This window comes from Pseudomonas sp. 7-41 (genome assembly GCF_021233075.1).
GTDB classification, from domain to species: Bacteria; Pseudomonadota; Gammaproteobacteria; order Pseudomonadales; family Pseudomonadaceae; genus Aquipseudomonas; species Aquipseudomonas veronii.
On record NZ_CP089551.1, the window covers coordinates 1,156,917 to 1,179,037 of the forward strand.

General features: G+C 62.8%; 15 protein-coding genes. 8 read left to right on the forward strand and 7 right to left on the reverse strand.

Annotated features, from left to right (window positions below; all coding sequences use genetic code 11):
• Positions 1-290 precede the first annotated feature (290 nt).
• From ptsP to LQ249_RS05140, 4 genes are all read left to right on the forward strand, one after another.
• The gene (gene ptsP, locus LQ249_RS05125) at positions 291-3,149 is read left to right on the forward strand and encodes a phosphoenolpyruvate--protein phosphotransferase (RefSeq protein WP_108525346.1); all 2,859 of its coding nucleotides are present in this window, start codon (positions 291-293) and stop codon (positions 3,147-3,149) included.
• Entirely contained in the window at positions 3,150-4,091 is a 942-nt protein-coding gene (pfkB, locus tag LQ249_RS05130) for a 1-phosphofructokinase (protein ID WP_046488116.1), read from the forward strand.
• Positions 4,092-4,102: 11 nt separating this feature from the next.
• Positions 4,103-5,821, forward strand: a complete 1,719-nt coding sequence (locus LQ249_RS05135) for a PTS fructose-like transporter subunit IIB (protein ID WP_232566236.1) — start codon at positions 4,103-4,105, stop codon at positions 5,819-5,821.
• A 191-nt stretch (positions 5,822-6,012) separates the two neighbouring features.
• Entirely contained in the window at positions 6,013-7,554 is a 1,542-nt protein-coding gene (locus LQ249_RS05140) for an alkaline phosphatase D family protein (RefSeq protein WP_046384719.1), read from the forward strand.
• A 157-nt stretch (positions 7,555-7,711) separates the two neighbouring features.
• On the opposite strand, the gene LQ249_RS05145 is transcribed toward LQ249_RS05140, so the two are convergent.
• Both LQ249_RS05145 and LQ249_RS05150 read right to left on the reverse strand, forming a co-directional pair.
• A complete protein-coding gene (locus tag LQ249_RS05145) occupies positions 7,712-10,237 on the reverse strand; it encodes a PepSY domain-containing protein (RefSeq protein ID WP_232566237.1) in 2,526 nt (841 codons plus the stop codon).
• 134 nt (positions 10,238-10,371) lie between these two features.
• A complete protein-coding gene (locus LQ249_RS05150) occupies positions 10,372-12,657 on the reverse strand; it encodes a TonB-dependent receptor (protein ID WP_057005149.1) in 2,286 nt (761 codons plus the stop codon).
• Positions 12,658-12,861: 204 nt separating this feature from the next.
• On the opposite strand from LQ249_RS05150, the gene LQ249_RS05155 reads away from it, so the two are divergent.
• Both LQ249_RS05155 and LQ249_RS05160 read left to right on the forward strand, forming a co-directional pair.
• A complete protein-coding gene (locus LQ249_RS05155; protein WP_232566238.1) occupies positions 12,862-13,542 on the forward strand; it encodes a Fe2+-dependent dioxygenase in 681 nt (226 codons plus the stop codon).
• 2 nt (positions 13,543-13,544) lie between these two features.
• Positions 13,545-14,294 (forward strand): tetratricopeptide repeat protein, encoded by a 750-nt coding sequence (locus LQ249_RS05160; protein ID WP_232566239.1) that lies wholly within the window; start codon positions 13,545-13,547, stop codon positions 14,292-14,294.
• A 48-nt stretch (positions 14,295-14,342) separates the two neighbouring features.
• Here the strand turns inward: LQ249_RS05160 and LQ249_RS05165 are convergent, their stop codons facing one another.
• From LQ249_RS05165 to LQ249_RS05185, 5 genes are all read right to left on the reverse strand, one after another.
• Entirely contained in the window at positions 14,343-15,506 is a 1,164-nt protein-coding gene (locus LQ249_RS05165) for a type III PLP-dependent enzyme (RefSeq protein ID WP_017845449.1), read from the reverse strand.
• A 474-nt stretch (positions 15,507-15,980) separates the two neighbouring features.
• Positions 15,981-17,138, reverse strand: a complete 1,158-nt coding sequence (locus LQ249_RS05170; RefSeq protein WP_017845448.1) for an osmoprotectant ABC transporter ATP-binding protein OsmV — start codon at positions 17,136-17,138, stop codon at positions 15,981-15,983.
• The gene (locus LQ249_RS05175; RefSeq protein ID WP_017845447.1) at positions 17,135-17,788 is read right to left on the reverse strand and encodes an ABC transporter permease; all 654 of its coding nucleotides are present in this window, start codon (positions 17,786-17,788) and stop codon (positions 17,135-17,137) included. The genes LQ249_RS05170 and LQ249_RS05175 overlap by 4 nt, the downstream gene beginning before the upstream one ends.
• A gap of 11 nt (positions 17,789-17,799) precedes the next feature.
• Entirely contained in the window at positions 17,800-18,693 is an 894-nt protein-coding gene (locus tag LQ249_RS05180) for a glycine betaine ABC transporter substrate-binding protein (protein WP_169863704.1), read from the reverse strand.
• Between the two features lie 20 nt (positions 18,694-18,713).
• Positions 18,714-19,430, reverse strand: coding sequence for an ABC transporter permease (locus LQ249_RS05185; protein WP_046384714.1), 717 nt, complete (start codon positions 19,428-19,430; stop codon positions 18,714-18,716).
• A 331-nt stretch (positions 19,431-19,761) separates the two neighbouring features.
• Here LQ249_RS05185 and LQ249_RS05190 point away from each other — a divergent pair, with 331 nt between their 5' ends.
• Complete coding sequence (locus LQ249_RS05190; RefSeq protein WP_017845444.1) at positions 19,762-21,345, forward strand: peptide chain release factor 3; 1,584 nt, start codon at positions 19,762-19,764, stop codon at positions 21,343-21,345.
• A gap of 296 nt (positions 21,346-21,641) precedes the next feature.
• Positions 21,642-21,860 (forward strand): hypothetical protein, encoded by a 219-nt coding sequence (locus LQ249_RS05195; RefSeq protein ID WP_232566240.1) that lies wholly within the window; start codon positions 21,642-21,644, stop codon positions 21,858-21,860.
• Positions 21,861-22,121: the final 261 nt, after the last annotated feature.

Genomic DNA, 22,121 nt, shown 5'->3' on the forward strand with positions numbered 1-22,121 from the left:
GATTTCCTTGTTTTCTGGAGCTTGCCCCGACATTTTGTCCAATCGTAACCGATTACTGCAGACGACCAATGTCTCAGCTCAAGTGCCGAGTGGGTCTTCAAGGATGCGCAATTAACGCGTAATCTGCCACGAATTCTAGATTAAACGTTTCAGCAGGCGTATTTTTGCGATGTTCGCTACTGAGTGGCTACTGCCAACCGACTGCTCAGTCAGTTTGTTCATGAACGACTTTAGACTGATTTATTCAAAACAATACCTAGTGCGCCCGACGCACTAACTAGGAGAACGGCATGCTTGAGCTCACCATAGAGCAGATTTCCATGGGCCAGACGGCTGTGGACAAATCTGCTGCCTTGCACCTGCTCGCTGACAAACTGGTGGCCGACGGCCTGGTCGCCGAGGGTTATCTCAGCGGCTTGCAAGCCCGTGAAGCCCAAGGTTCGACCTTTCTCGGTCAAGGTATCGCGATCCCTCACGGCACCCCCGAAACCCGCGATCAGGTATTTTCCACCGGCGTGCGCCTGCTGCAGTTCCCCGAAGGGGTGGACTGGGGCGATGGCCAGATCGTCTACCTGGCCATTGGCATTGCCGCCAAATCCGACGAACACCTGCGCCTGCTGCAATTGCTGACCCGCGCCCTCGGGGAAACCGACCTGGGCCAGGCACTGCGCCGCGCCGCTTCCGCCGAGGCCCTGCTGAAACTGTTGCAGGGCGCGCCGCAGGAACTGGCATTGGACGCGCAAATGATCGGGCTCAGTGTGTCCGCCGATGATTTTGAAGAGCTGGTGTGGCGTGGCGCCCGCCTGCTGCGCCAGGCCGATTGTGTGAGCAATGGCTTTGCCGCCGTGTTGCAGCAGGTCGATGCGCTGCCCCTGGGCGATGGCCTGTGGTGGTTGCACAGCGAGCAGACCGTCAAGCGCCCGGGGCTGGCGTTTGTCACCCCGGACAAACCCATGCGTTACCTCGGCCAGCCCCTCAATGGTCTGTTCTGCCTGGCCAGCCTCGGCGAGGCGCACCAGACCTTGCTCGAACGCCTGTGTGCGCTGTTGATTGAAGGGCGTGGCCAGGAACTGGGCCGCGCCACCAGCAGCCGTGCGGTGCTTGAAGTATTGGGCGGTGAGCTACCACCCGACTGGCCCAGCGCACGCATCGCCCTGGCCAATGCCCATGGCCTGCACGCGCGGCCGGCGAAGATCCTCGCGCAACTGGCAAAAAGTTTTGACGGCGATATTCGTGTACGCATCGTCGATGGCGCGGTGGGCGCCGTGTCGGTGAAAAGCCTGAGCAAGCTGCTCAGCCTCGGCGCCCGGCGTGGCCAGGTGCTGGAGTTTGTCGCAGAGCCGACGATTGCCGACGATGCGCTGCCCGCCTTGCTGGCCGCGGTACAAGAGGGGCTTGGCGAAGAGGTCGAGCCGCTGCCTGTCGCGAGTGCACAAGCCGCCGCCGTGGTGCTCGAACCGACGCTCAGCGCGCCCCTGGCCGGCAGCCAGATCCAGGCCATCGCCGCCGCACCGGGCATCGCCATCGGCCCGGCGCATATCCAGGTGCTGCAACCGTTCGACTATCCGTTGCGTGGCGAGTCCTCGGCCATCGAGCGCCAGCGCCTGCACGCCTCACTGGCCGATGTGCGCGGCGATATCCAGGGCCTGATCGAACGCAGCCAGGCCAAGGCGATCCGCGAGATTTTCATCACCCACCAGGAAATGCTCGACGACCCGGAACTGACCGACGACGTCGACACCCGCCTCAAGCAGGGTGAAAGCGCCGAAGCCGCCTGGATGAGCGTGATCGAAGCCGCCGCCAAGCAGCAGGAATCGTTGCAGGACGCCTTGCTCGCCGAGCGCGCCGCCGACCTGCGCGACATCGGTCGCCGTGTGCTGGCGCAGTTGTGCGGTGTCGAAACCGTCCAGGAACCGAACGAACCCTACATCCTGGTGATGGACGAAGTCGGCCCGTCGGATGTGGCGCGCCTCGACCCGGCCCGCGTCGCCGGCATTCTCACCGCCCGTGGCGGCGCCACCGCCCACAGCGCCATCGTCGCCCGCGCCCTGGGCATCCCCGCCTTGGTGGGCGCCGGCCCGGCCGTGTTGCTGCTGGCCGCCGGTACGCCGTTGCTGCTCGACGGTCAGCGCGGCCGCCTGCATGTCGACGCCGACGCCGCGACCCTGCAACGCGCCAGCGTCGAACGCGACACCCGTGAACAACGCCTGCAAGCCGCCTCGGCGCAGCGCCATCAGCCGGCCCTGACCCGGGATGGGCACGCCGTGGAAGTGTTCGCCAACATCGGCGAAAGCGCCGGCGTGGCGAGCGCGGTGGAGCAGGGCGCCGAAGGCATTGGCCTGCTGCGCACCGAACTGATTTTCATGGCCCACCCCCAAGCGCCGGACGAAGCCACCCAGGAAGCTGAATACCGCCGCGTGCTCGATGGCCTCGGCGGTCGCCCGTTGGTGGTCCGCACCCTGGATGTGGGCGGCGACAAACCGCTGCCGTATTGGCCGATCGCCGAGGAAGAAAACCCCTTCCTCGGCGTGCGCGGCATTCGCCTTACGCTGCAACGCCCGCAGATCATGGAAGCGCAATTGCGCGCACTGCTGCGCTCGGCGGATAACCGGCCGCTGCGCATCATGTTCCCCATGGTCGGCAGCGTCGATGAGTGGCGCGCTGCGCGGGACATGACCGAGCGCCTGCGCCTGGAAATCCCGGTGGCCGACCTGCAACTGGGGATCATGATCGAAGTGCCGTCCGCCGCGTTGCTCGCGCCGGTGCTGGCCAAGGAAGTCGACTTCTTCAGCGTCGGCACCAACGACCTGACCCAGTACACCCTGGCCATCGACCGTGGCCACCCGACGCTGTCGGCCCAGGCCGATGGCCTGCACCCCGCCGTGTTGCAACTGATCGACATCACCGTGCGCGCCGCCCATGCCCATGGCAAATGGGTCGGTGTGTGCGGTGAACTGGCCGCCGACCCGCTGGCGGTGCCGGTGCTGATCGGTCTCGGCGTGGATGAGTTGAGCGTGTCGGCCCGCAGCATTCCCGAGGTGAAGGCGCGGGTGCGAGAATTCAGTCTGAGCGAGGCCCAGGGCCTGGCGCAACAAGCACTCGCGGTGGGTTCGCCCGCTGAAGTGCGAGCCCTTGTGGAGGCCGTGTAGATGGCAAGGATTTTGACCCTGACGCTGAACCCGGCGTTGGACCTCACGGTACGCCTGGCGCGCCTGGAACCCGGTGAAGTCAATCGCAGCGAGACGATGCTGACCCACGCGGCCGGCAAGGGCGTGAACGTCGCCCAGGTGCTGGCTGACCTCGGTCATCAGGTCACCGTCGGTGGTTTTCTCGGCGCGGACAACCCCCAGGCCTTTGACGCGCTGATCGCGCGCCGTGGGTTTGCCGATGCGTTCATCCGCGTGCCCGGCGAGACCCGCAGCAATATCAAGATCGCCGAACAGGATGGCCGCGTCACCGACATCAATGCGCCGGGGCCGCTGGTCAGCGAGCAGGCGCAGCAGGCGTTGCTCAACCAACTCACGCTGATCGCCCCGGGGCACGATGCGGTGGTGGTCGCCGGTAGCTTGCCGTGCGGTGTCAGCCCGCAGTGGTTCCAGGGCTTATTGGCGCTGCTGAAAGACCTCGGCTTGAAAGTTGCCCTGGACACCAGCGGCGCTGCCCTGCGCGCCGGGTTGCAGGCCGGCCCGTGGTTGATCAAGCCCAATACCGAAGAACTTGCCGAAGCGCTGGACTGCCCGACCGACTCCGTCGACCAACAGGCCCAGGCCGCCGCGCGTTTGCATGCCAGCGGCATCGAGCATGTGGTGATTTCCCACGGTGCCGACGGCGTCAACTGGTTCAGCCCCGGCACGGCGCTGCATGCCACGCCGCCGAAGGTCAGCGTCGCGAGTACGGTCGGCGCGGGCGATTCGCTGCTGGCCGGGATGCTCCACGGTTTGCTCGGTTTCGATCTGCCCGAGACCACCTTGCGCCGCGCCACGGCGATTGCCGCGATGGCCGTCACGCAGATCGGGTTTGGCATCAGCGATGATGCGCAATTGGCGCGTCTCGAAAGCGGCGTCCATGTGCGCCCGCTGACAGAACAATAAGAGGGTTTGTGATGAATTTAGCCATTGTTACCGCCTGCCCGAACGGCATGGTCACCAGTGTGCTGTGCGCCCGTTTGCTCGACGCCGCCGCGCAGCGCCAGGGCTGGAGCACCAGCGTCGAAGTGGTAGACGTGCAGCGCCCGGAACGCCAGTTGTCCCAGGCCACGCTCGATGCCGCCGAGTGGGTGTTGCTGGTCAGCAGCACGCCGCTGGATATGCAGCGGTTTGTCGGCAAGCGTGTGTATCAGAGCACCCCGGCGCAGGCCTTGCAGGACGTCGAGGCGGTATTGCGGCGCGGCGCCGAAGAGGCTCAGGTGTATGTCGCCAGCGAAGCCCCGGTGGCGGCCAAGCAAGCCCCGCGTATTGTCGCGATCACCGCCTGCCCGACCGGCGTGGCCCACACCTTCATGGCCGCCGAAGCGTTGCAGCAGACCGCCAAGCGCCTGGGCTATGACTTGCAGGTAGAAACCCAAGGTTCGGTCGGCGCGCGCACGCCGTTGAGCCCGCAAGCGATTGCCGAGGCGGATGTGGTGCTGCTGGCGGCGGATATCGAAGTCGCCACCGAGCGCTTCGCCGGCAAGAAGATCTACCGCTGCGGCACCGGCATCGCCCTCAAGCAAGCCGAAGCGACCCTCAACAAGGCCCTGGCCGAAGGCACCGTGGAAAGCGCGGCGAGCGGGGCGGTGGCCAAGTCGGAAAAAACCGGGGTCTACAAACACCTGCTGACCGGCGTGTCGTTCATGTTGCCGATGGTGGTGGCGGGCGGTCTGTTGATCGCCTTGTCGTTCGTGTTCGGCATCCATGCCTTTGAAGAAAAAGGCACCCTGGCGGCGGCGCTGAAAACCGTCGGCGACCAGGCCTTCATGCTCATGGTGCCGCTGCTCGCGGGCTATATCGCCTATTCGATTGCCGACCGCCCCGGCCTGGCCCCCGGCATGATCGGCGGCTTGCTGGCCGGGACGTTGGGCGCGGGCTTTATCGGCGGGATTATTGCCGGTTTCCTCGCCGGTTACTGCGTCAAGCTGATCACCGGCGCGGTGCGCCTGCCGCAAAGCCTGGAGCCGCTCAAGCCGATCCTGATCATCCCGTTGCTGGCGAGCCTGTTCACAGGCCTGGCGATGATCTATCTGGTAGGCCCGCCGGTGGCGCGGCTGCTCACCGGGCTGACCGACTTCCTCAGCACGATGGGCACCACCAATGCCGTGCTGCTCGGCATCCTGCTCGGCGGCATGATGTGCGTTGACCTGGGCGGGCCGATCAACAAGGCCGCGTATGCGTTCTCTGTCGGCTTGCTGGCGGCGTCCAGCGGTGCGCCGATGGCGGCGACCATGGCGGCCGGCATGGTGCCGCCGATCGGTATGGGCATCGCGACCTTCCTGGCCCGGCGCAAGTTTGCCCAGACCGAACGCGAGGCCGGCAAGGCCGCGATGATTCTGGGCCTGTGCTTTATCTCCGAAGGCGCGATCCCGTTTGCTGCCAAGGACCCGCTGCGGGTGATCCCGGCCAGCATCGCCGGCGGCGCGTTGACCGGCGCGCTGTCGATGTACTTCGGCTGCAAACTGGCCGCACCCCATGGCGGCCTGTTTGTGCTGGTGATCCCGAATGCGATGAACCATGCGCTGCTGTACTTGCTGGCGATTGCCGCCGGTAGCGTGTTGACGGGGGTGGTGTATGCGCTGATCAAACGCCCGGAAGCGGTGGAGCTGGCGGTCACACCCGCCCAAGCCTGACGCTGTGGAAAATGTGGGAGGGGGCTTGCCCCCGATGGCGATGTGTCAGTCACCCATGAATGGACTGACCCACCGCCATCGGGGGCAAGCCCCCTCCCACATTAGGATCTGCAAGGCTTTGAAGGCGGTGTCATATCGGCTTCATCCCTGCGTGTTCTAGTTGCCCTTTTGATACTCAAGAGGGCATCTGCATGAGCCATTTCGATCTCGGCCGTCGCCGCGTGATGCAAGCCGTCGGCGCGGGCCTGTTGTTGCCGGGGCTGGCACCGGCGGTGATTGCGTCGGTGAAGGACCGGCCGCAACTCACCGATGGCGTGCAGTCCGGCGACCTGCTCGGCGACCGCGCGATGATCTGGAGCCGCAGCGACCGCCCGGCGCGGATGGTGGTGGAATGGGACACCCGCAGTGTGTTCAGTAACCCACGCCGATTCGTCTCGCCGCTGGCCGACAACCGCAGCGACTTTACCGCCCGCGTCGAACTCACCGGCCTGCCCGCCGACCAGGCGATTTTCTACCGCGTGCATTTCGAAGACGCCCAGACCGGCGTCGCCAGCGAGCCCTGGTTCGGCCACCTGCGCAGCGTGCCGCAACAGCGTCGCGATATTCGTTTTGTGTGGAGCGGCGACACCGTCGGCCAAGGCTTCGGCATCAACCCGGACATCGGCGGCATGCGGATCTACGAAGCCATGCGTCTGCGCCTGCCGGACTTTTTTATCCACAGCGGCGACACCATCTACGCCGACGGCCCGGTGCCGGCGCAACTGACCACCGAAGGCGGGCGCATCTGGCGCAACATCACCACCGAGGCCAAGAGCAAAGTCGCTGAAACCCTCGATGAGTATCGCGGCAATTACCGCTACAACCTGCTGGATGAAAACGTGCGGCGCTTTAACGCCGAAGTACCGCAGATCTGGCAGTGGGACGACCACGAAGTGGTGAACAACTGGTCGCCGAGCAAGCAGCTCGATGAGCGTTACCAGACCAAGGACATCAACACCCTGGTCGGCCATGCGCGTCAGGCCTGGCTGGAATATTCACCCATGCGTCGGCAAAGCGCCGACGGCGGCGGGCGGATTTATCGCAAGCTCAGTTACGGCCCGCTGCTGGATGTGTTCGTGCTCGACATGCGCAGCTATCGCGGGCCCAACGATGACAACCTGGGCGGCGCCAAACCCTTCCTCGGCCGAGAGCAACTGGACTGGCTCAAGCGCGAACTCAAGGCGTCCCAGGCCCAATGGAAGGTGATCGCCGCCGACATGCCGATCGGCCTCGGCGTGCCCGACGGCGAAGTCAGCCCGGGCGTACCGCGCTGGGAAGCGATCGCCAACAACGACCCCGGCCCGGCGCAAGGGCGCGAGTTGGAAATCGCCGAGCTGCTCGGGTTTCTGCGCGCGCAGCAGGTGCGCAACCATGTGTGGTTGACGGCGGATGTGCATTACTGCGCGGCGCATCACTATCATCCGGATCGGGCGGCGTTCCAGGACTTCGAGCCGTTCTGGGAGTTTGTCGCGGGGCCGTTGAATGCGGGGAGCTTCGGGCCCAATCCGCTGGATAAAACCTTTGGTCCGCAGGTGGTGTTCGAGAAAGCACCGCCTGCGCAGAACACCTCGCCGTTTGCCGGTTTCCAGTTTTTCGGCGAAGTGCAGATCGATGGGCAGACGGCGGAGTTGACGGTGATGCTGCGTGATCTGGATGGGGTTTCAGTGTTCGAGCAAAAGCTGCAACCGGTCTGATTGAGGGTGCAGTCAAAAACTGACTTGGAATACAGTCAAAAACTGTGGGAGGGGGCTTGCCCCCGATAGCGGTGTGTCAGTAACCCATGAGTTGACTGATCCACCGCCATCGGGGGCAAGCCCCCTCCCACATAAGTTCTTCAGTGGTTAGAGGATCTCAGTAGACATCGCGGCGATAGCGGCCCTGTTCGATCAAGCGCTCCACCGCCTCACTGCCCAGCACCTCATGCAGCACCTGATCCACTCCTGCGGCCATCCCCTGCAAACTGCCGCACACGTAAATCGCCGCGCCGTCCGCCAGCCATCGACGCAACACGTCTGCCGATTCGCGCAGGCGGTCCTGCACGTAGATCTTTTCCTCCTGGTCGCGGGAAAACGCCAGGTCCAGCAGCGCCAGGTCACCGCTGGCCAGCCAGCCTTGCAGTTCGTCCTGGCACAGGTAGTCGTGGGCGATGGTGCGTTCGCCGAACAACAGCCAGTTGCGCTGCTGGCCGTCGGCAATGCGTGCCTTGAGCAAGCTGCGCAAACCGGCCAGGCCAGTGCCGTTGCCCAGCAGGATCAACGGCGCAGGCGCGTCCGGCAGGTGGAAAGCGCTGTTGCGGCGCAGGCGCAGGCTGATGCTCGAGCCGAGGGCCGCGTGTTCGGTCAGCCAGCCCGAGCCAAGGCCGAGGGTGCCGTCCGGATGACGTTCCTGGCGCACGATCAACTCCAGCACGCCGTCGCTGGGAATCGAGGCGATGGAGTATTCGCGCATGCCCAGGGGCGCCAGCGCGTTCACCAGCGCCTGGGCATGCAGGCCCACCAGATGGGCGCGGTTGTCCGGCAATTGGCGGGTGGCCAGGGCCTGGTCGAGGGTGTGGGCCAGGCCGTCGATCAGCACGCTCTCGCTGCCGGCCAGGCCCAGGCCCCCGAGGAACTGCGCGATGGCCCGGCTGCCGTTGCGCGGCAGGATTTCCACCAGGTCGCCGGCCGTCCAGCGTTGCCCTGACGGCGCGCTCAGCTCCAGCAGGTACACAGCCGAACCGACACTGCCAGGGTTGAGCAAGGTGCGTTGGTTCAAGCTGCAGTTTTCATACTGTGCGCTCGGCCACGCCGCTGTCGGTGCGTGCCCGGTGAGTTGCCCCAGCTGTTGTTGCCAGTGCTGCAGGGCATGGGTGTCGCCGCTGTCGACTTCCACGGGGGCGAACAACGGGGTGCCGCCCTGGTTGGTCAGCCAGAAGTGCAGGCGCCGCGCAAAGCCGCAGAAGTGCTGGTACTGGCGATCGCCGAGGGCCAGTACCGAGTAGTTCAAGCCTTTGAGGGACAGGTCCTGCCCGAGCACGCTGCGCTCGAAGCCACGGGCGCTGTCGGGGGCTTCGCCGTCGCCGAAGGTGCTGACCACGAACAGCGCATTTTCTGATTGGCGCAGTTGGTCCTGGCTGACGCTGCCCAGCGGCTGCACGTTCACTGGCAAGCCCGCGGCCTGCAGTTGCCCGGCGGTCTGCCAGGCCAGTTGTTCGGCAAAACCGCTCTGGCTGGCGAAGCCGATCAGCCAGGCCGGCGCATGGCTGTGATTGGCGCTGAGGCGCTCGCGGGCATCGCGTACCTGGCGCTTTTTACGGCGACGGTCGAGGTACAGCAGCCAGCCGGTGATGAAGAACAACGGCATGCACAGCGCGCTGATGGTGAGGATGATCCGCCCCACCAGGCCGAAGTAACTGCCGGTGTGCAGCGCGTAGAGGCTGGTCAGCAATTGAGCCTTGAGGCTCTTGCTGGCGTAGCGCTCGTGGGATTTCACCGCGCCGGTGGCCGGGTCCAGGTTGATCTGGTTCAGCGCGCGGTCGTGGGGCGAGTTTTTCAGCAGGTAAAACACCGTGGCCGGCTGCCCGGCGACTGCCGGCATGCGGATGTTGTAGGCACTCAAGTCGGGGCCGGCGCTGCTGTAGATGCTGCTCCAGATCGCCGCGTAGTTGGCTTCCGGCGTCGGGCCCGAGGGCGGTGGGCCGCGTTTGCGCATCCGTTCGTTCTGCGGGGCGTCGGACAGCAGCTTGTTCAGGCCCTGGTTGTACCACTCGTAGGACCACGACAGGCCGGTCAGCGCCGCCAACAGATAGAACAACAGGCACCAGGTGCCGAACACCGAGTGCAAGTCCCAATTGAAGCTGCGACCTTTTTTGCGCCAGTCCAGGGTCAGCCACACGCGCCAGTTCGCCACCTGGCGCGGCCAGCGCAGGTACAGGCCGGACAGGCAGAAGAACAGCAGGATCAGCGTGCAGGCCCCGGTGATTTGCCGGCCGGTGTCGCCCATGGCCAGGAAACGGTGCAGTTGCAGGAGAAACCCGAACACGTCCTGGCCGACGGCGTCGCCCATGTAGTCGCCGGTGTAGGGGTCGAAGTAACGCATCTGGCCGCGCCGTTCACCCGGCGGCGGGGTGAAGAACACGCGTGCGGCGGTGCCGCTGTCGGTTTCCACCCACAGCATCGACACGCGCTTGCCTTCGCTGGCTTCGAGCTTGCGCACTAGTTCGGCGGGCGGCAGTACCCCGGCGTCGCGTTTTGCCACGCTCAGCACGCTGGGGTTGAGCGCGCGCAGTATTTCATCCTGGAACGACACCGCCGCCCCGGTGATCCCCATCAAGGCCAGCACCAGCCCGGCAGTGATGCCGAAGAACCAGTGCAACTGGAACAGGGTTTTCTTCAACACGTCGGACCGCCTCGCTCATCTGGATATCTGTAGCACGGCGCGCATTATGCCGTGGGTTGTCGAGAAACTTTGTTGTTTAACACGCAAAAGCCCCACGCATCGATGCGTGGGGCTGTTGGCTGCGGGTTGACCGTTTAGAAGTGGAAGCTGGTGGTCAACAGCGCGGTGCGCCCGGCCGCCTGGTTGGCGAAGTGGGTCGAGAAGGCCTTGTCGTAGTAGGTTTTGTCGGTCAGGTTCTGCACGTTCAGTTGCAGATCGACGTTCTTGGTCAGCTTGTAGCTGGCCATGGCGTCGTAGCGCGTGTAGGACGGTACATACACGGTGTTGCCGGCATCGCCGTAGACCTCGTCGACATAGAACGCACCGCCGCCGATGGTCAGCTTCGACGTGATGTCGTAGGTGGTCCACAGGCTGAAGGTGTTCTTCGGCGTATTGGGCATTTGGTTGCCCTCGCTGGAGCCGGCGCTGAGCACCCCGTTGCGCCCGTTGCGTCCGGATTTGACCAGCTCGCTGTCGAGGTAGCTGTAGCCGGCGAACACTTGCCATTGATCCGTGAGTTTGCCGCTGGCCGAGAGTTCGAGGCCATCGACGCGGGATTCACCGGCGTTCTCGTAGGTCAGGGCATCCACCAGAATGCGCGTGTTCTTCTTCTCGGTGCGGAACACGGCAGCCGTCAGCGAAAGGCGGTCGTGGAACAGATCCCACTTGGTGCCCAGCTCGTAGTTGACGGTTTCTTCCGGTTGCAGGTCGCTGGTGGCGGCGCCGGCGGACAGTGGGTTGCCGTCGGAGCCTTCACCGACCAGACCACCGGCCGGCGTGGCCGAGGTAGCGTAGGACGCATAGATGCTGGCGTTCTCCACCGGCTTCCAGACCAGGCCGGCCTGCCAGTTGAAGAACTGGCTGTCGTCTTTGATCTTGGTACGCCCGGTGGTGGCGTTGGTGTTGGCCTCGGTGTCGAAGGTGTCGTAGCGCAGGCCGACGTTCAGCAGCCATTTCGGGTCCAGTTCGATGGTGTCGAACACGTAGGCGCCGCGGCTGGTGGCTTTGGTGTTGGTGCCGTTGTAGTTGCGCGCGATGCTGCCGGTCCAGGCGTCGTCCGGGTTCGGGTTGCTCAGCGAGGTGCATTGGCCGCCCAGGCTGCCTTTGGCCACGGTGCAGACCGGGTTGGCGTTGGGGCTGATGGTGTAGCTGCTGACACGGGTTTCTTCGCCGGTGAACTCGAGGCCGGTGGAGTAGGTGTGTTTGAAACCCAGCGCGTGGAAGTTGCCGAACAGATCGGTCTGGTTGGTGGTGGTCTCGGTGGTCGACACGCGGCTGTTGGCGCGGCGCCACACAGTACCGAACTTGTTGACGTTGAGTTTGCTGTCGTCCGGTTGCGTGAGGATATAGTCCTGGCCGGTGTTGCCATGGCGCAGGGTGTTTTTCAGCGTCATGTTGTCGTTCAGGTCGTGTTCGACGGAGACCGTGCTGATATCGGCGCGGGTCTTGCGGAAGTCGCGACTCTTCAGGCCGTAGAAGTTATTGCTGTCGCCGCCGTCGTTGGGTTTGTCGTGTACGTGGGCGGTGGCGGTCGCGGAGCCGTAACCGTAGGGGATCCCCGAATCCGGCAGGTCGTCGCTTTCCATGTGGTAGTAGCTGACGTTGACGCGGGTCGGCGTGCCCAGGCCAAAGGTCAGCGACGGCGCCACGCCCCAACGGTCGTAATTCACCGCGTCGCGGCCGGCGACGTTTTGTTCGTGGCTCATCAGGTTCAGGCGGAACGCGGCGCTGTCGTCGAGGAATTGGCGGTTGACGTCGAGCACGTAGCGGCGGGTCTGGTCGGAGCCGTAGGTGAAGCCGCCGTTGGTGAAGTCGCGCGCCTGGGGTGTCTTGCTCACCAGGTTGAGGCTGCCGCCGGCCGAGCCACGCCCGCCGAACGAAGAGTTCGGGCCTTTGCTGACTTCGATCGATTCGATGTCGAAGATCTCACGGCTCTGGCCGCCGGTATCGCGCACGCCGTCCAGGTAGGTGTCGCCCTGGGCGTCAAAACCGCGGATGAACGGGCGGTCGCCCTGGGGGTTGCCGCCTTCACCGGCGCCGAAGGTAATGCCGGGCACGGTGCGCAAGGCATCCTGCAACGAGGTGGCGGCGGTGTCCTTGAGCACTTGCTGTGGCACCACGGTGACCGAGCGCGGCGTGTCCACCAGCGGCGCGGTGTACTTTTGCGAAGAGGCTTTTTCGACCTGATAGGAGGTGGCGTCCTGTGCTTCCCCGGTGATGCTGGTGGCGCCCAGGGAGATGCTGTTGCGCTGGCCTTTCTGTTCGGTGTCGTCGGCCGCTTGCGCCAGATGGGCGACAGAGCTGGCGCCGAGTGCAACGCCGATGGCCGAAGCCAGCAGGCGTGGTGAACTGGCAGGTGTTTTTATGCAAGTGCGCGACATGACGTGTCCTTTCCCCAAGGATGTGAGGCCGCGGAATATAGGCTGAACAAGACTTTGTATCAATTGCGACTTATTGCTATTCGTAGCTAATTTACATTCTTTACACTTTTTCCTTACGGTTTTTACGATCTCGTTCGTCTTCGGGTTTTACAGAGAGGATAAGAATCAATACCATTAACGTCTTTCCGCTCTCAGGTAGTGCTCATGTTGCTGCATATTCCCGGCCTGTTCTCTCGTGAGGAAGTGCAGCGCATTCGCCAAGCCCTGGAAACCGCCGACTGGGCCGACGGTAGAATCACCGCCGGGCACCAGTCCGCCAAGGCCAAGCACAACCTGCAATTGCCCGAAGGCCACCCGCTGGCCAGGGAAATCGGTACGGCGATGCTGGAGCGGTTGTGGCAAACCCCGTTGTTTATGTCGGCGGCGTTACCGCACAAAGTCTTCCCGCCGCTGCTCAACTGCTACACGGCCGGGGGCAGTTTCGACTTTCATATCGACAATGCCGTGCGCCAGCCCAAGGGCAGCCAGGAGCGGGTGCGTACCGATCTGTCGTCCACGCTGTTCTTCAGCGACCCGGAGGACTATGACGGCGGCGAACTGGAGATCCAGGACACCTTCGGCGTGCAACGGGTCAAGCTGCCCGCCGGCGATATGGTGCTGTACCCCGGCTCCAGCCTGCATAAAGTCAACGCCGTGACCCGTGGTGCGCGCTACGCCTCGTTTTTCTGGACCCAAAGCCTGGTGCGCGAAGACAGCCAGCGCACCCTGCTGTTCGAGATGGACGGTGCGATCCAGCAACTGACCGCGGCGGTCCCGGACCACCCGGCGTTGATCCAGCTCACCGGCACTTACCACAACCTGTTGCGTCGCTGGGTCGAGGTCTGAGCATGGGCTTTTTATTGCGCCGTGAAGAAGTGCTCAACGTCGAGCAGTTGCAGCGCATGCTCGACGACTCGCCAGTGCGCGCGGCCCAGGCGATCCTGATCGCGGCCAGGGAGGGCGTGGCGGATGCCCAGGCCTTGCTCGGGCAGATCCTGCTGGAAGGGCGCGGCATCGAGCGCGATGAAGCGCTGGCACTGCGCTGGTTCCAGATCGCGGCGCAGGGCGGGCACCTGATGGCGCGCAATATGCTGGGGCGTTGCCGCGAGCATGGCTGGGGCTGCGTCGCCGACGAAGCGGCGGCGGCGCGGGACTATCGGCTGGCGGCCGAAGCCGGGTTGGACTGGGGGCAATACAACTACGCCAACCTGCTGGCCACCGGTCGCGGTGTCGCCGAGGACCAGGCGCACGCGCTGAGGTGTTATCGCCAGGCGGCGGAGCAGGGCCACGCCAAGTCGATGAACCTGTTGGGGCGCTATCTGGAAGAGGGCCGGTTTTGCCCGAGGGATCCGGACGCTGCCGTGGCGTGGTATCGACGCTCAGCCGAAGCCGGGGATTTCCGTGGGCAGTTCAGTTACGCGGCGGTGCTGGCCGACAGCGGCCAGATCGAGGCGGCGCTGGTGTGGTTGCGCAAGGCCTTAGCGGGCGGCAATCAGAAGTTTTTGCGGGTGGCGCACAAGGCGCTGGCGCAGGCGAATGATCCGCGGATTCGGGCGATGGCCGATGCCTATGAGCAACATGCCATGACCTGTTTCTGAGCGATAAAAAACCCATGACAGGTCATGGGTTTTTTGTTCGTCGCCGTCTTACACGTAATACGACTTCAACGGCGGAAAGCCATTGAACTCAACCGCGCTGTAGCTGGTGGTGTACGCACCGGTCGACAACCAGTACAACCGATCACCGATCGCCAGGTTCAACGGCAGGCCGTACTTGTAGTTTTCGTACATGATGTCGGCGCTGTCGCAGGTAGGACCGGCGATCACCACTTCTTCCATCTCGCCTTTCTTCTCGGTCCAGATCGGGAACTTGATGGCTTCGTCCATGGTTTCGATCAGGCCGGAGAACTTGCCCACGTCCGTGTACACCCAGCGCTCGACGGCGGTGCGCGATTTACGTGCCACCAGCACCACTTCGCTGACCAGGATGCCGGCGTTGGCGATCAACGAACGGCCCGGTTCCAGGATGATTTCCGGCAGGTCGTCGCCGAAGTCTTCCTTGAGGAAACGGATGATTTCCTCGGCATAGGTTTCCAGGCTGTTGGTGCGGGTGATGTAGTTGGCCGGGAAGCCGCCGCCCATGTTGATCAGCTTGAGGTGGATGCCGTCTTCTTCCTTCAGGCGCTCGAAGATCACTTTGACCTTGGCGATCGCCGCGTCCCACACGCTGATGTCGCGCTGTTGCGAGCCGACGTGGAACGAGAGGCCATACGGCACCAGGCCCAGGTCGCGGGCGAGGATCAGCAGGTCCATGGCCATGTCGGTCTGGCAGCCGAATTTGCGCGACAGAGGCCAGTCAGCCGTGGTCGAGCCTTCGGTGAGGATACGCACATAGATTTTCGAGCCCGGCGCGGCCTTGGCGATGTTGCGCAGGTCGGCTTCGGAGTCGGTGGAGAACAGGCGCACGCCCTTCTCGTAGAAGTAGCGGATGTCCTTGGATTTCTTGATGGTGTTGCCGTAGCTGATACGGTCGGGGCTGACGCCGCGGGCCATGACCTTGTCCAGCTCGTAGATCGAGGCGATGTCGAAGCTCGACCCCTTGTCTTTCAGCAGGTCGATGATCTCGACGGCTGGGTTGGCCTTGACTGCGTAATAGATTTTGGCGAATTCGAAACCGGCGCGCAGGTCATCGTAGGCCTGGCTGATCATCGCGGTGTCGATCACCACGAACGGGGTTTCTTGCTTGTCGGCGAACGCCTTCATTTTGTCAAAAGTGGCGCGCGCGAAATAATCTTCGACGTTGATCGACATGCTGGGAACTCCTAAGGGCAAACTAAATTGATCAATGGGTGCAAATGAACGTCCTCCGTATCCCCACTTTGGTTCGCCTACTTCCCAAGGCATGTCGCCGAAAGCAAAAAGGCCATGGGATAAGCTTCCCTTGGCCTTGCTGTCTCGTCGTCAGTACTTGAGCCGGATGGATCGTTTCCAGCATGGACGTTCGGCGCGAACTTTAGGGCGTGAGGGGCTTGAGATCAACTAAAAATGTCGCGTTTTTGCACGCGTTCGTCGCGGGACCGGGTGCAGCTACTTATGTAACCGACCGGTGTGACGGATTGATGTTCCCCGCAGGCGGATAATCAGGGGGATTTCCCTGACACACCACGGACCAAATGTGGGAGGGGGCTTGCCCCCGATGGCAGTGTGTCAGTCATGAATATATTGACTGATACACCGCCATCGGGGGCAAGCCCCCTCTCACAGTTTTAAGCGTGTTGTGTCAGATCAGGCCAGGGCGGTCTCGGCGGGCGAAACGATACTGGTCTTGCCGCCACGCGACTTGCCGGAGCTCAGGTACTCGGCAATCGATTCCTGGGTTACTTCGCCCAAAAACACCCGCTCGGCGTCCATCACCGGCAACCATGAACGGTTGAACTCGTACATGCGCGACAACAGGATGCGCAAGTGCTCGTCATACGCGGCCGTGGCGTTGAATTCGCGCAGGTATTGACCGCAAGTGCCGGTCTGACGGTGCAGGTCGCGACGGCGCACATAGCCCAGCGCTTTGTTGTCGGCGCAGGTGACCACCACATAGCGGCGGTCGAGTTCGTCCATCAGCTCCAGGGCATCGGCCACCGGGGTTTCCGGGCTGACCGACGGGGCGTTGTCTGCCGCGTCTTCGGCTTTTACCAGCAGCAGACGCTTGAGGGTGCTGTCCTGGCCGACAAAGTTGCTGACGAACTCATCCGCCGGGTGCGCCAGCAGGGTGTCCGGGTGGTCGATCTGCAGCAGTTTGCCGGCGCGGAAGATGGCGATCTTGTCGCCCAGTTTGATGGCTTCGTCGATGTCGTGGCTGACCATGATCACGGTCTTGTTCAGCGCGCGCTGCATTTCGAAGAACTCGTTCTGGATCATCTCGCGGTTGATCGGGTCGACCGCGCCGAACGGCTCATCCATCAGCAGTAACGGTGCATCCGCCGCCAGCGCACGGATCACGCCGATGCGCTGTTGCTGGCCACCGGACAGCTCACGCGGGTAGCGGTGCAGGTACTGTTTGGGCTCGAGCTTGATCATGCTCATCAACTCGCGGGCGCGGTCGTGGCATTTCTGCTTGTCCCAGCCCAGCAACTTGGGCACGACCACGATGTTTTCCTCGATGGTCATGTTCGGGAACAGGCCGATCTGCTGGATCACGTAGCCGATGTTGCGACGCAGGGTCACTTCGTCGAGGTCGGTGGTGTCTTCGCCGTTGATCAGGATCTTGCCCGATGTGGGTTTGATCAGGCGGTTGATCATTTTCAGCGTGGTGCTCTTGCCGCAGCCCGAGGGGCCGAGGAATACGCAAATCTCGCCTTCGTTGACGGTCAGGCTTACGTCGTTCACGGCGGAGACAGTCTTGCCGTTGCTTTGGAAAGTCTTGGTCAGGTGTTGAAGTTCGATCATTTGAGCAGTCCTTTTGGAGTCAGCGAGCGTTGCAGCCATTGCAGAAGCAGGTCGGCGAAGATGGCCAGGAGACTGACCAGCACGGCGCCGACGATCAGCATCGACATGTCGCTGCGGCTGATGGAAGCCAGAATAAGTACACCCAGGCCGCCGGCGCCGATGGTGGCGGCGATGGTCATCACGCCGATGTTCATCACCACGGCGGTGCGTACACCGGCGAGGATCACCGGTACGGCGATGGGCAGTTCGACCATGCGCAGGCGCTGGCCGAAGGTCATGCCGATGCCTTTGGCGGCTTCGCGGATGCCCGGTTCCACGCCGGTCAGGGCCAGGTAGGTGTTACGCATGATCGGCAGCAGGGAGTAGAGGAACACGGCGGTGATCGCCGGCATTGGCCCCAGGCCCTGGCCGAATTTGGAGTAGAACGGCAGCAGCAGGCCAAACAGGGCGATGGACGGCACGGTCAGCAGCACAGTGGCGCTGGCTTGCAGCGGGCCGGCCAGGCTCGGGAAGCGGGTCATCAGCACGCCGAGGGGCACGCCGACGACAATCGCGAGGATCACGGCAATGCCGACCAGGGTGATGTGCTGCCAGGTCAGGTGCAGGACTTGGGCCCAATCAAGATGGGAAAAGGCGTTTAAAAATTCCATGTCTTCTCCTCTTAGTTGAGTGGATGCTGGCGCAGGAAAGCGGCGGCGACGGCGGATGGGCTTTCATGGTCGACGTCGACCCGCGCGTTCAGCTCGCGCATGGTTGTATCGTCAAACAGTGCGGCCAGTGGCTTCAGATCGGCGGCCAGTTGCGGATGAGCGTCCAGGTACACCTGACGCACCACCGGCGCGGCGGTGTAGTCCGGGAAGTAGTGCTTGTCGTCTTCGAGCAGCTTCAATTTGAAGGCATTCAGGCGCCCGTCAGTGGTGTACACCAAGCCGGCAAACACCTGGCCGTTACGCAGCGCGGTGTAGACCAGGCCGGCGTCCATCTGCCGGGAGTTTTTGCGGGTCAGGTTCATGCCGTACAACTTGACCATGCCGCCCATGCCGTCGGAACGGTTGGCAAATTCGGTGTCCAGGGCCACCAGGCGCGTGGCCTTGGTTTTTTCCGCGAGGGCTTGGGTCAGATCGCTGATCGTGTTGATCTGCGGGAATTCCTGGGCCACGTTCTCAGGCAATGCCAGCGCGTAGGTGTTGCTGAATTTCGATGGCGACAGCCAGACCAGGCCTTTTTTCGCGTCGAGTTCTTTTACCCGAGCGTAGGACTGTTCGCTGTCGAGCTTCTCGTCCACATGGTTGTAGGCCACCAGCGACACGCCGGTGTATTCCCAGATCAGGTCCAGTTGCCCGCTTTCCTGGGCACTGCGCGCCAGGTTGCTGCCCAGGCCGCCGGTCACGCGGGTGTCGTAACCCTTGGTGCGCAGGTACTGGGAAGTGATTTCGGCGAGCAGGGTCTGTTCAGTGAACACCCGTGCGCCGATGCGGATGACCGGTTTTTCAGCGGCTTGCGCAACCCCTGCAAACAGCAGGACGCAGCTCAATATCAATGTCAGTTTTTTCATGTGAATTCCTTTGCCGAGCCTTAAGACGCACGCACTCCGCGTTCCAGCCAGAGGCGGCTGCCCATGGTCACCAGACCGTCGAGCAGCAGGGCCAACAGCGCGGTACACGCGGCGCCGAGCAGCAATTGCGGCTGATTGTTCAGGGCGATGCCGGGGAAGATCAGGCTGCCCAGGCTGTTGGCGCCGATCAGGAATGCCAGCGGCGCGGTGCCGACGTTGATCGCCAGGGCCACGCGCACGCCGCCGATGATGATCGGCACGGCGTTCGGCAACTCGACGCGAAACAGCACCTGGCGTGGGGTCATGCCGATGCCGGTGGCGGCTTCTTTCAGCGAGCCCTGGACGTTTTTCAGGCCTTCGTAGGTGTTGCGCACGATGGGCAGCAATGAAGCGAGGAACAGCGCGAAGATCGCCGGGCCGCTGCCGATGCCGAGGACGCCGAGGGCGATGGCCAGTACGGCCAGGGGAGGGACGGTGTTGCCGATGTTGAAGATCTGCATGAAGCGTTCGGCGCGCCCGACCATGTTCGGGCGGCTGAGCAGGATACCGGCGGGGAGGCCCACAATCAGGGCGGCCAGCATGGAGACTAGGACGAGAATCAGGTGAGCTTGCAGGTAAAACAACAAATCGTCGCGGTACAGTTCGATGGTGTTGATGCCGATCCAGTGGATCAGCAGGGCCAGGAGAGCGACGACAACCGCTCCTCCTATCAGCCCTTTGCCATAGCGAATAGCCACAGGCGGACTCCTTTTTTCTTCTGTCGGCGAACACATTCCTGCGTGGCATGCCACTGCTGGCTGCCGTTGAATGTGGTCGCGAAAAGCAGCTCGCCCATGCCGGCAAAAGCGGCATGAGGTCAAGCCATGAGCGCAGCCTCGTCAGGCTAACTTGCTGATTTTTCAGCCCCTGTTTCGAGTGCGGTTGCAGGGGAGTGGACGTCTCTACCTTTTAAAAGGTTCCATACTTGGCAGTATTTAGCCACCCCCAACCGGGTGAACGGTGGTCCGGCACCCTGGGTTTGCGCTATACTCGCCGCCCTTTTTTGACTCACCTGCCAGGCGATTTCCCATGACCCACCAGGCCGCCGAAGTCGCGAAACGCCGCACTTTCGCCATTATTTCCCACCCCGATGCCGGTAAAACCACCATCACCGAGAAGCTCTTGCTGATGGGCAAGGCGATCGCAGTGGCCGGCACGGTGAAATCCCGCAAATCCGACCGCCATGCCACCTCCGACTGGATGGAAATGGAAAAACAACGGGGTATTTCCATTACCACGTCGGTCATGCAGTTCCCGTATCGCGATCACATGATCAACCTGCTCGACACCCCGGGCCACGAAGACTTCTCCGAAGACACCTACCGCACCCTGACCGCGGTGGACTCGGCCTTGATGGTCCTCGACGGCGGTAAGGGCGTCGAGCCGCGCACGATTGCGTTGATGGACGTCTGCCGCCTGCGCGACACGCCGATCGTCAGCTTTATCAACAAACTCGACCGCGACATCCGCGATCCGATCGAGCTGCTCGACGAAATCGAAGCGGTGCTGAAGATCAAGGCGGCGCCGATTACCTGGCCGATCGGTTGCTACCGCGACTTCAAGGGCGTGTACCACCTGGCCGACGACTACATCATTGTCTACACCGCCGGCCACGGTCACGAACGCACCGATGTGAAAATCATCGAGAAGCTCGACTCCGACGAAGCCCGCGCCCACTTGGGCGATGAGTACGACCGCTTCGTCGACCAGCTGGAACTGGTGCAGGGCGCCTGCCACGAGTTCAACCAGCAGGAATTCCTCGACGGCCAACTGACCCCGGTGTTCTTCGGTACCGCATTGGGCAACTTCGGTGTCGACCACGTGCTCGACGCCGTGGTGGACTGGGCCCCGCGCCCGCTGGCCCGGGTCGCCAACGAGCGCACCGTGGAGCCGGTGGAAGAGAAATTCTCGGGCTTCGTGTTCAAGATCCAGGCGAACATGGACCCCAAACACCGCGACCGTATCGCCTTTATGCGAATCTGCTCCGGCAGGTACGAAAAAGGCATGAAGATGCGCCACGTTCGCACCGGCAAGGACGTGCGAATCGGCGATGCCCTGACGTTCTTCTCCTCCGAGCGTGAACAGCTCGAAGAAGCCTACGCCGGCGACATCATCGGCTTGCACAACCACGGCACCATCCAGATCGGCGACACCTTCACCGAAGGCGAAACGCTGGGCTTCACCGGCATCCCGCACTTCGCCCCGGAACTGTTCCGCCGCGTGCGCCTGCGCGACCCGCTGAAATCCAAGCAACTGCGCCAAGGCTTGCAGCAACTGGCGGAAGAGGGCGCGACCCAGGTGTTCTTCCCCGAGCGCAGCAACGACATCATCCTCGGCGCCGTCGGTGTGCTGCAGTTCGATGTGGTCGCCAGTCGCTTGAAAGAGGAATACAAGGTCGAATGCTCCTACGAGCCGATCACCGTGTACTCCGCGCGCTGGATCGAGTGCAGCGATAAGAAGAAGTTGGAAGAGTTCTCCAACAAAGCCGTGGAAAACCTCGCGGTCGACGGCGGCGGTCACCTGACCTACCTGGCGCCGACCCGGGTCAATTTGGCGCTGATGGAAGAGCGCTGGCCGGATGTGAAATTCCGTGCGACCCGCGAGCACCATTAAGCTCTGAGCGGTTGATGGAAGGGCGAAGCTGTCATGGCTTTGCCCTTTTTTATGTCTGCCGAAAATCCAAAATGTGGGAGCAGGCTTGCCTGCGATGCAGGCACCTCAGTCCATCAGGCACACCCAGTGGATGCCATCGCAGGCAAGCCAGCTCCCACAGTCAGGTTTTCATTAGTCAGGGGAATTGGCGCTAACCCCGCTTCCGGTCTAGCGTTTCGACTACGACACCCACTCACCGACGGAAATAGGAGACAAGGGGGCGTATAACTAAACGTGCCATTCCCCTGGTGCTACTGGTGTCCTTGGGGATCTCAAGCGCCGGGGCACATGGGCTGCAACTGGCCGACGCCGGAACGCCCCAGTGGAAAGACACTGGCCCCGTCACCAAGAAAAAACAGAAGGAGGTCAACTCCGGCGGCTGGCAGCCGCAGTCCCAACCCGCGCCCAAGGAGGATGCGGAAAACCCTTATAATGAAGGCGAAGACAGTGAAACCTACGACGATGGCGACAGCTAGTCGTAAATTCCGGGCAATAGAAAACCCCTTCTTCCCCGGCTGATGCGCAACAAGGGAGAAGGTTTTTTCAACGGATCAAAATCACGCTGTAGGATTTTTCTGTACGATCTTTCCCTGTCATTTGTGGTTCTACTCTTCTTTTGCGTGACCTCGCGTTTTGCTCTCGACGCTGAAGTCACTATCGATTAGTTTCTAATCCATTGGCAAATCTGAAAAAGCAAAGAGCCGCGGGCTAGAGTGTTCCGCGTTACTATCATCGAG

What these genes read in the sequence shown, in the direction of transcription:
- ptsP (WP_108525346.1), top strand. Translation starts at nt 291, where the DNA reads ATGCTTGAGCTCACCATAGAGCAGATTTCCATGGGCCAGACGGCTGTG.
- pfkB (WP_046488116.1), top strand. Translation starts at nt 3,150, where the DNA reads ATGGCAAGGATTTTGACCCTGACGCTGAACCCGGCGTTGGACCTCACG.
- LQ249_RS05135 (WP_232566236.1), top strand. Translation starts at nt 4,103, where the DNA reads ATGAATTTAGCCATTGTTACCGCCTGCCCGAACGGCATGGTCACCAGT.
- LQ249_RS05140 (WP_046384719.1), top strand. Translation starts at nt 6,013, where the DNA reads ATGAGCCATTTCGATCTCGGCCGTCGCCGCGTGATGCAAGCCGTCGGC.
- LQ249_RS05150 (WP_057005149.1), bottom strand. Translation starts at nt 12,657, where the DNA reads ATGTCGCGCACTTGCATAAAAACACCTGCCAGTTCACCACGCCTGCTG.
- LQ249_RS05155 (WP_232566238.1), top strand. Translation starts at nt 12,862, where the DNA reads ATGTTGCTGCATATTCCCGGCCTGTTCTCTCGTGAGGAAGTGCAGCGC.
- LQ249_RS05160 (WP_232566239.1), top strand. Translation starts at nt 13,545, where the DNA reads ATGGGCTTTTTATTGCGCCGTGAAGAAGTGCTCAACGTCGAGCAGTTG.
- LQ249_RS05165 (WP_017845449.1), bottom strand. Translation starts at nt 15,506, where the DNA reads ATGTCGATCAACGTCGAAGATTATTTCGCGCGCGCCACTTTTGACAAA.
- LQ249_RS05170 (WP_017845448.1), bottom strand. Translation starts at nt 17,138, where the DNA reads ATGATCGAACTTCAACACCTGACCAAGACTTTCCAAAGCAACGGCAAG.
- LQ249_RS05175 (WP_017845447.1), bottom strand. Translation starts at nt 17,788, where the DNA reads ATGGAATTTTTAAACGCCTTTTCCCATCTTGATTGGGCCCAAGTCCTG.
- LQ249_RS05180 (WP_169863704.1), bottom strand. Translation starts at nt 18,693, where the DNA reads ATGAAAAAACTGACATTGATATTGAGCTGCGTCCTGCTGTTTGCAGGG.
- LQ249_RS05190 (WP_017845444.1), top strand. Translation starts at nt 19,762, where the DNA reads ATGACCCACCAGGCCGCCGAAGTCGCGAAACGCCGCACTTTCGCCATT.